An 8,481-nucleotide genomic window follows, 5' to 3' on the forward strand; every position below is an offset into this window, starting at 1 on the left:
ATGAACTACAAATGGAACTATCAACCTCCAACACTTCAAGAAAGAGAAGCTGCCAGAGCCCTCTCCAGAGAGATTGGCATCAGTCCTGTTTTATGTAAGCTATTACAGGAAAGGGGTATCCATTCTGCTGCAGAGGCTAAACGTTTTTTCCGCCCTCAGCTTAATAACCTTCATGACCCGTTCCTTATGAACGACATGGACGTGGCAGTGGAACGCCTTAATCTGGCCATGGGACGAAAAGAGCGTATCCTGGTGTATGGAGATTATGACGTGGACGGCACTACGGCTGTCGCCCTTGTTTTCAAATTTCTTCAACAGTTCTACTCGAACATCGATTATTATATCCCCGACCGATATAATGAAGGGTATGGCGTGTCGAAGAAGGGAGTAGACTATGCTTACTCCACCGGAGTAAAACTGGTCATCGTACTGGACTGTGGTATCAAGGCAGTAGAAGAAATCAGCTATGCCAAAGAAAAAGGTATTGATTTCATTATTTGCGACCATCATGTACCCGATGAGGTACTTCCACCGGCTGCCGCCATTCTGAATGCCAAGCGTCCGGATTCTACGTATCCATACGAACACCTGTCTGGTTGCGGAGTAGGATTCAAGTTTATGCAAGCATTTGCCCAGAACAACGGCATCGAGTTTCATCAGCTCACTCCCCTGCTCGATTTGGTAGCGGTCAGCATCGCATCCGACATTGTGCCCATTATGGGAGAAAACCGTATTTTGGCTTATCACGGATTACGTCAGCTCAATGCCAACCCCAGTATCGGTCTGAAAGCCATTATTGATGTATGCGGACTGGCTGAAAAAGAAATTACGATGAGCGACATCGTATTCAAGATAGGTCCCCGCATCAATGCTTCGGGAAGAATACAAAACGGAAAGGAAGCGGTAGACTTGCTGATTGAAAAGGATTTTGCCTCTGCATTGAAAAAGAGCAACCGCATCAACAGCTACAATGAAACGCGTAAGGACCTCGACAAGAACATGACAGAAGAGGCCAATAAAATCGTGGACAACCTGTCCGACTTGTCTGAAAGAAGGTCTATCGTGATTTTCAATGAGGACTGGCACAAGGGAGTCATCGGAATTGTTGCTTCGCGTCTGACGGAAATCTACTACCGTCCTGCCGTGGTCTTGACACGTACCGAGAATCTGGCTACGGGGTCGGCACGTTCTGTTTCCGGCTTCGATGTGTACAAAGCCATAGAACATTGCCGTGACCTGCTGGAGAATTTTGGCGGACATACCTATGCGGCTGGTTTATCCATGAAGGTGGAAAATGTGCCGGAGTTTACCAGACGGTTTGAAGAATACGTAACCAACCACATTCTTCCAGAGCAGACCAACGCCACTATCCAGATTGATGCACAGCTGGACTTCAGAGACATCACCCCGAAATTTTTCTTTGACTTGAAGAAGTTCAACCCATTTGGTCCGGAGAACCACAAGCCTGTTTTCGCAACCTTGAATGTGTATGATTATGGTACCAGCAAGGTGGTAGGAAGAGACCAGGAACACATCAAACTGGAGCTGGTGGACAACAAGTCGAACAACGTCATGAACGGTATCGCTTTCGGACAAAGTTCGCAGGTGCGTTACATCAAGACCAAACAGTCGTTCAACATCTGTTATACCATTGAGGAAAATACCCACAAGCGGGGAGAAATCCAACTACAGATAGAAGACATCAAGCCCAGTCGAAGTTAGCGGTTCATGACTGACTACCGAAAAATCCTGAAACAATACTGGGGATATGACAATTTCCGAGGCATACAGGAAGACATTATCCGCAGCATAGGCGAAGGCCGGGACACATTGGGACTCATGCCCACGGGAGGTGGTAAATCCATTACCTTTCAAGTGCCCGCCCTCGCCCAAGAAGGGTTATGCCTGGTCATTACCCCTCTGATTGCCCTGATGAAGGACCAGGTGAGAAACCTGCGCGAACGGGGCATCAAAGCAACCGCCATCTACTCCGGCATGACGCGCGAAGAGATTGTCATCGCATTGGAGAACTGTATCTTCGGCAACTACAAATTCCTTTATGTATCTCCAGAAAGACTGGATACCGAAATCTTTCAAATCAAACTCCGCAGCATGCACGTCAGCCTCATCACCGTGGATGAGTCACACTGCATTTCACAATGGGGATACGACTTCCGCCCTGCTTACCTGAAAATAGCGGATATACGTCAGCTGCTCCCGGGAGTTCCCGTCATCGCACTGACGGCCACTGCCACTCCGGAAGTGGTCAGCGACATCCAGCAACGCCTCCAGTTCCGTCAGGAAAATGTGTTCCGCATGAGCTTTGAGCGGAAGAACCTGGCCTATGTGGTACGCCATACGGAAGACAAGGAAAGTGAACTGCTCCACATCCTGCAACGCGTCGACGGGTCGGGAATTGTCTATACCCGCAACCGGAAAAAGACGAAAGAGATTTCTCTGTTCCTGAACCGAAACCACATCACAGCCACTTTTTATCATGCCGGACTCAATGATGAGACCAAAGATTCCCGACAAAAAGCTTGGCTGAAAGGAGAATTCCGTGTAATGGTAGCCACCAACGCCTTTGGTATGGGAATCGACAAACCAGACGTACGCGTGGTTATCCATGCCGACATACCCGACTCGCCCGAAGCCTACTTTCAGGAAGCCGGACGTGCAGGAAGAGACGGCATGAAAGCCTATGCCGTACTGCTGTTCTGTGCCCGCGATAAAATCACACTCAAACAGAGGGTAAATGACACATTTCCCGAGAAAAGTTATATCCGAAAGATTTACGAAGACATCAACTTCTATTACCAAATGGCCATGGGAGACGGAAGAGGCTGCACCTTCGCGTTCAACATCGATGAGTTCTGCCGTAATTTCAAGCATTTTCCCGTACAGACCGACAGTGCCTTGAAAATCCTGACTCGCGCAGGCTATCTGGAATATACCGATGAGCAGGACAATGCCTCGCGTATCATGTTTACCATCACCAAGGAAGAACTGTACCGCATCCGCGAACAAAGCGAAGACACAGAAAAACTGATTCGTATCCTACTGAGAAGCTACACCGGACTTTTCACGGACTATGCTTATATCAGTGAAGACAATCTGTCGACCCGTTCGGGACTGAGCAAACAGCAAATCTATGAAACCCTGCTCTCGCTGAGCCGGCAGCATATCCTGCATTATATTCCCGCCAAAAAGACACCTTACATTATCTATACACGCGAAAGACAAGAAACGGAACGCATTTATTTAAGTAAGGAAGTCTACGAAGACAGAAAAGAAAGCTATGTGCAGCGTATCAACGCCATGATAGAATATGCAGAAAGCGAAAACCGCTGCCGAAGCCGGATGCTGTTACGCTATTTCGGCGAAAAGAACGAGCACAATTGCGGGCAATGTGACGTATGCCTGCAACAACATCAGTCCGGCCTAAAGTCGGGAGAATTTGAAGCCATCAGTCAACAATTGCAAGCATTACTGAAAGAAAATCCGCTTTCGCTGCAAGAGATAAAGGAGAAAATGCAAGTGCCTGAAAATCACCTGATGAAAGTGGTATCCTACTTGGTTTCCGAAGAAATCATCCGGCAAGAGAACGGATACCTGAAATTCTAATCCACTCATTATAAACCTATTGTTACTTCTCAGTACTTCTTAGACAGTACTGGAGTACTTCCCCGAAAGTATTCGAGTACTTCCATGAAAGTACTGGAGTACTCCTTCGGAAGTACTGAGAATTTCCCCCTCCGCTTTCAAATGAAAGCACAGGTTTCTCTCGCACAAAATAGTCAAATATTTTACTACTTCAAAAAAAGGAGCTATATTTGTAGCCGGATAACTAAAAAATCACCTCATAAAATGAAAGAAGGGAACGAGTTCCGGGAACTCATGATACAAATTTTCCGCACTCGCATGGCCTTTCGACGTGCCATGCAACGCACCCTAAAAGATAATAATGCCGGCATCACTTTCGAAATGCTTCAAGTTTTAAGCAGTCTCTGGCATGAACAGGGTATTACCCAACAGGCCCTGGCAGAGCGTACAGCCAAGGACAAAGCCTGCCTGACCAACCTGATGAACAACCTGGAAAAGAAGGGATATGTCTACCGGAAAGAGGATACGAATGACCGACGCAACAAGCTGGTGTACCTCACTCCTGAGGGGGAAGCACTTAAAGTCCAGATTCGCCCGATTCTTAATCTGGTATACGCCAATGCAGAAGAAATATTGTCTACCGAACGAACGGCAAAGATATTATCTGAATTAAAAACGGTACAAAATGTCCTTGAAGGTTTCTAACATCATCCGAAAACTGATTTTTACAGGTAGTCTGTTGGGGGTTGTCTCTGCACACGCACAGCAGGACTCTTTATTCTTGTCGGTCGAGCAACTGTTCGAATCGGGCATCAAAAGCAGCCTGCAATTGCAGAGTGACAGCCTGAAAGAAAGAATGGCTTATGAAAGGAAATTGTATGCCAAAACCGGCCTGCTTCCTGACCTGGAAATAGGGCTGAAAGGAGGCATCATCGGTCAGCCCGTGGTTTTTCAGAACGGACTTTCCAACCCCACCTACCCTGATACTCCGGACTGGTCGCAGAATTATACGGTCGACTTTAACCAGCCGCTTTATCAGGGAGGAAAAATCCGCCGTTCCATCCAGAAGGCAGACATTGAAACCGAAATAGCCAGACTGCAGCGGATGACGAATCAGGCCGACATCAAATTGGGATTACTCAACCAGTACCTGATGCTTTTTACCTTATTCAAACAGCATCTTGTACTTACCCGTAACATCGAAGAATCCGAGCGTCGCCTGCAAGATATACGTCAAATGAAGAAAGAGGGACTTATCACCAACAATGACGTATTGCGCAGCGAAATGCAACTGACCAATGACCGACTGTCTTTGCAGGAAACGGAAAACAGCATTCACATCGTGTCGCAGCAACTAAACCTGCTATTAGGAAACGACCGTAACCCGATTATTACGCCTGACACAACACTGCTTCAGCAAGCTACTCCGCTGGACAGTTACGACGACTACCTCCTGTCAGCCTACGAGCAGGCACCAGACATGCAACTGCTACGCAAGGAAACCGAACTGGCCCAGAACCAGATAGAAATAGACCGTGCCTCACGCAGGCCGAACATCAACCTGTATGCGTCGAACACCCTGGCCCGCCCCATCACGCGCACCATGACCGACTTATACAACAATAACTGGAACATCGGACTTTCCGTGTCGTATCCGCTCTCTTCCTTATTCAAGAACGGACACAAAATCAAGGAAAGCCAGCTTCAGGTGGCCGTACAGAAAAAAGAAGAAGAGCTAAAAAAACAACAGCTGCAGATGGATATTTACAATGCCATCCTGCGCCACAAGGAAGCCTTGCAGGAAGAAGAAGCTTGGGAATTGTCGGTCCGCCAGGCACAGGAAAACTACCGCATCATGCAAAACCGTTACATGAACCAGCTGGCCATACTCACCGACCTGCTGGATGCCAATTCCGTATTGCTCAATGCCGAGCTACAATTGACCTCTTCGCGCACCAGAATCATTTACACCTACTACCAGCTGCAAAAAGCTTGCGGAAGATTATAACTTCACTAAACTATAAAGAATATGACGCTACAAGATACACACAAGAAACTCCGGAAAAGAAGACTGCAGAACATCCTGCTCAACTTTCTATGTATTCTGATTGCCGGCTCCGGACTGATATGGGTGGCCAATTACTTTTGGAAATACATCCATTATGAAATTACGAACGACGCCTTTATTGACCAGTACGTAAGTCCGCTGAACATCCGTGCCTCCGGCTACATCAAGGAAGTACGCTTCAAAGAACATCAGTATGTACATCAGGGAGATACACTGCTGATACTGGACAACCGTGAGTATCAGATAAAGGTGAAAGAGGCGGAAGCTGCCCTGCTGGACGTGAAAGGCTCTAAAGAGGTACTTCATTCCGGCATAGAGACTTCACAAACCAACATCGCCGTGCAAGACGCCAACATTGCCGAAGCGAAAGCCAAGCTATGGCAGCTGGAGCAGGACTACCGCCGTTTTGCCAGACTGCTCAAAGAGGAATCTGTACCCGAACAACAATACGAACAGGCCAAAGCGTCTTACGAAGCAGCCCAGGCCCGCTATCAGGCATTGTTAGAACAGCGAAAAGCGGCTCAGTCGCAGTTCACTGAAACGACCCGACGAACCACCAGCGCAGAAGCAGCCATCTTGAGCAAGGAAGCCAGCCTGGATTTGGCCCGTCTTAATTTGTCATATACCGTACTGACAGCTCCGTATGACGGTTATATGGGACGCCGAACCCTGGAACCCGGTCAATATGTACAGGCTGGGCAAACCATCTCGTATCTGGTTAGGAATACGGATAAATGGGTGACAGCCAATTACAAGGAAACACAGATTATCCATATTTACATCGGACAAGAAGTACGCATCAAGGTAGATGCCCTCCCTGGAAAAGTCTTTCACGGCACTGTAACGGCCATTTCGGAAGCCACCGGCTCCAAATATTCGCTGGTTCCTACCGACAATTCTGCCGGAAACTTTGTCAAAGTACAGCAACGTATCCCCGTAAGAATTGACCTGAAAGACATAACTCCAGAAGAAATGAGCAGTCTGAGAGCCGGAATGATGGTAGAAACAGAAGCCTTACGCAAATGATGACCATGAAACAACTCGACGTCCCCGTACGTCAATGGGTTCCCGACTGGCTGGGGATGATATGTATCTTCTTCATCATCCTTCCCGTAACCATGCTGAACGGCTCCTACACCGGCAGTATGCTCGAAGTATCCAGTACACTGGGAACCAATACAGAAGACATCACCATGGGATACTATGCTGCTTCGGCCGGAATGGCCATAGCCTACCCCATCGTACCCAAGGTACTTGATGCCCTTTCATCCAAGTTTCTGCTACTGACCGACCTGAGCATACAGTTCCTGCTCAGCTGGGTATGCGCCCGTTCGCAGAATATTGACCTGGTCATCATCTGCAGTTTCTTTATCGGCTTCCTGAAAGGATTTCTCATGCTTTGGTTCATCCGAAGAGCGACCAAAATTTTCAGTCCGAAAAATGTACGAAGTGAGTTCTACTCCTATTTCTACCCGTTAGTATTTGCCGGAGGACAAGTGTCCATGATCGTTACCGCCGAACTGGCCTATCACTACAACTGGCAATACATGTATTACTTCATGATGATGATGCTCATGGCATCCATTCTGATTGTCATCGTCTGCTTCCGTCACAACCGGCCGCTTAACCCCATCCGGCTTTCGGAACTGCACATTCGGGAAATGCTTGTCATCGCCACTGGATTACTGATGCTGATGTACGTCATTAACTATGGGAAAGTACTCGACTGGATGTCTTCTTTTAAAATCCGGCTCTATCTGGTCATTGCTCCCATCTTAATCGCTTTCTTCATCTGGAAACAATATCACTCCAAGCAGCCGTACGTAAACCTGGCCCCATTGTACCAACCCAAAGCCATCGTAGGTTATCTCTACATGATGCTGGTCATGTTTTTCAGTACCTCTACCACCCTGCTGACCAATTATATGACCAGCATTCTGAAGGTAGACAGTACACACACGTACCAGCTTTACATCTATCTGTTGCCGGGATATGCATTGGGAGCATTCATCTGCTTCTGGTGGTTCCGCTGGCAACGCTGGCGTTTCCGCTTTCTGATAGCCGGCGGTATGAGTTGTTTTGCAGCCTTTTTCGGAATATTGTATTTCACGGTTTCTCCTGAAAGTACGTACGAGATGCTTTTTCTTCCTGTATTCTTAAGAGGGTTAGGCATGCTGGTACTCATCATAGCCTTTGCCCTGTTCGCCGTAGAGGAGCTGAATCCCAAATTCCTGCTGGCCAATGCCTTTTTCCTGATTTGCTTCCGTTCGGTACTGGCCCCCATTCTGGCGACCTCTTTTTACAGCAATACCCTCTACCGGCTGGAACAAAAATACATGTATTCCCTGTCCGAAACAATCAGTCAGACCGATCCGCTGGCTGCCAGCCAGTTCAATCAGTCCCTCACACAGCATCTGGCACAAGGGCACGAATATACCGAAGCTACACAAATGGCTACCCAGACACTCTATGCCACCTTACAGCAGCAAAGCCTTCTGCTTTCGCTCAAGCATATATTAGGCTATCTGTTTGTCATCTCACTGGTCATAGCCATTGTTTCACGTTTTATACCGTTCCATAAGACAATTCGCGTAAAATACACCAAAGCAGGCGACGATATGGTATAAAAATAAGGAGACTGTCCGATGCAGCATCACGACAGTCTCCTTATTTAGGGATATTCAGTAAATGTCCCTAAAAGTAAGATGGCATATAAAGTCGATAGAGTATAATCACTTTATATGCCATTATTATTGCCCTTTTTCTGTGTTTTTTCATATAGTCCTATCTGTTGGACATGACGTTCCGGA

General features: G+C 47.4%; 6 protein-coding genes. All 6 read left to right on the top strand.

Annotated elements, in window-relative coordinates:
* Positions 1 to 1,722, top strand: a 1,722-nt coding sequence (gene recJ / locus ACMJ0U_RS04450) for a single-stranded-DNA-specific exonuclease RecJ (protein ID WP_417128436.1), incomplete at its 5' end; no start/stop codon positions are given.
* A 6-nt stretch (positions 1,723 to 1,728) separates the two neighbouring features.
* Positions 1,729 to 3,624, top strand: a complete 1,896-nt coding sequence (locus tag ACMJ0U_RS04455; protein WP_417128438.1) for a RecQ family ATP-dependent DNA helicase — start codon at positions 1,729 to 1,731, stop codon at positions 3,622 to 3,624.
* Between the two features lie 243 nt (positions 3,625 to 3,867).
* Positions 3,868 to 4,308: a MarR family winged helix-turn-helix transcriptional regulator gene (locus ACMJ0U_RS04460; RefSeq protein WP_007562743.1), complete on the top strand. Its 441-nt coding sequence runs from the start codon at positions 3,868 to 3,870 to the stop codon at positions 4,306 to 4,308.
* Positions 4,289 to 5,611 (top strand): TolC family protein, encoded by a 1,323-nt coding sequence (locus ACMJ0U_RS04465; protein ID WP_417128440.1) that lies wholly within the window; start codon positions 4,289 to 4,291, stop codon positions 5,609 to 5,611. Before ACMJ0U_RS04460 ends, ACMJ0U_RS04465 begins: the two co-directional genes overlap by 20 nt.
* 21 nt (positions 5,612 to 5,632) lie before the next feature.
* A complete protein-coding gene (locus tag ACMJ0U_RS04470) occupies positions 5,633 to 6,697 on the top strand; it encodes an HlyD family secretion protein (protein ID WP_022053553.1) in 1,065 nt (354 codons plus the stop codon).
* Positions 6,694 to 8,298, top strand: a complete 1,605-nt coding sequence (locus tag ACMJ0U_RS04475; protein WP_417128441.1) for an MFS transporter — start codon at positions 6,694 to 6,696, stop codon at positions 8,296 to 8,298. The genes ACMJ0U_RS04470 and ACMJ0U_RS04475 overlap by 4 nt, the downstream gene beginning before the upstream one ends.
* The last annotated feature ends 183 nt before the right edge of the window (positions 8,299 to 8,481 follow it).

Source organism: Phocaeicola sp. (assembly GCF_048170425.1).
In the GTDB taxonomy this organism is placed as follows: domain Bacteria; phylum Bacteroidota; class Bacteroidia; order Bacteroidales; family Bacteroidaceae; genus Phocaeicola.

Excerpts from the sequence above, each read along its gene's own strand:
- ACMJ0U_RS04455 (WP_417128438.1), top strand. The coding sequence starts at position 1,729 with ATGACTGACTACCGAAAAATCCTGAAACAATACTGGGGATATGACAAT.
- ACMJ0U_RS04460 (WP_007562743.1), top strand. The coding sequence starts at position 3,868 with ATGAAAGAAGGGAACGAGTTCCGGGAACTCATGATACAAATTTTCCGC.
- ACMJ0U_RS04465 (WP_417128440.1), top strand. The coding sequence starts at position 4,289 with ATGTCCTTGAAGGTTTCTAACATCATCCGAAAACTGATTTTTACAGGT.
- ACMJ0U_RS04470 (WP_022053553.1), top strand. The coding sequence starts at position 5,633 with ATGACGCTACAAGATACACACAAGAAACTCCGGAAAAGAAGACTGCAG.
- ACMJ0U_RS04475 (WP_417128441.1), top strand. The coding sequence starts at position 6,694 with ATGATGACCATGAAACAACTCGACGTCCCCGTACGTCAATGGGTTCCC.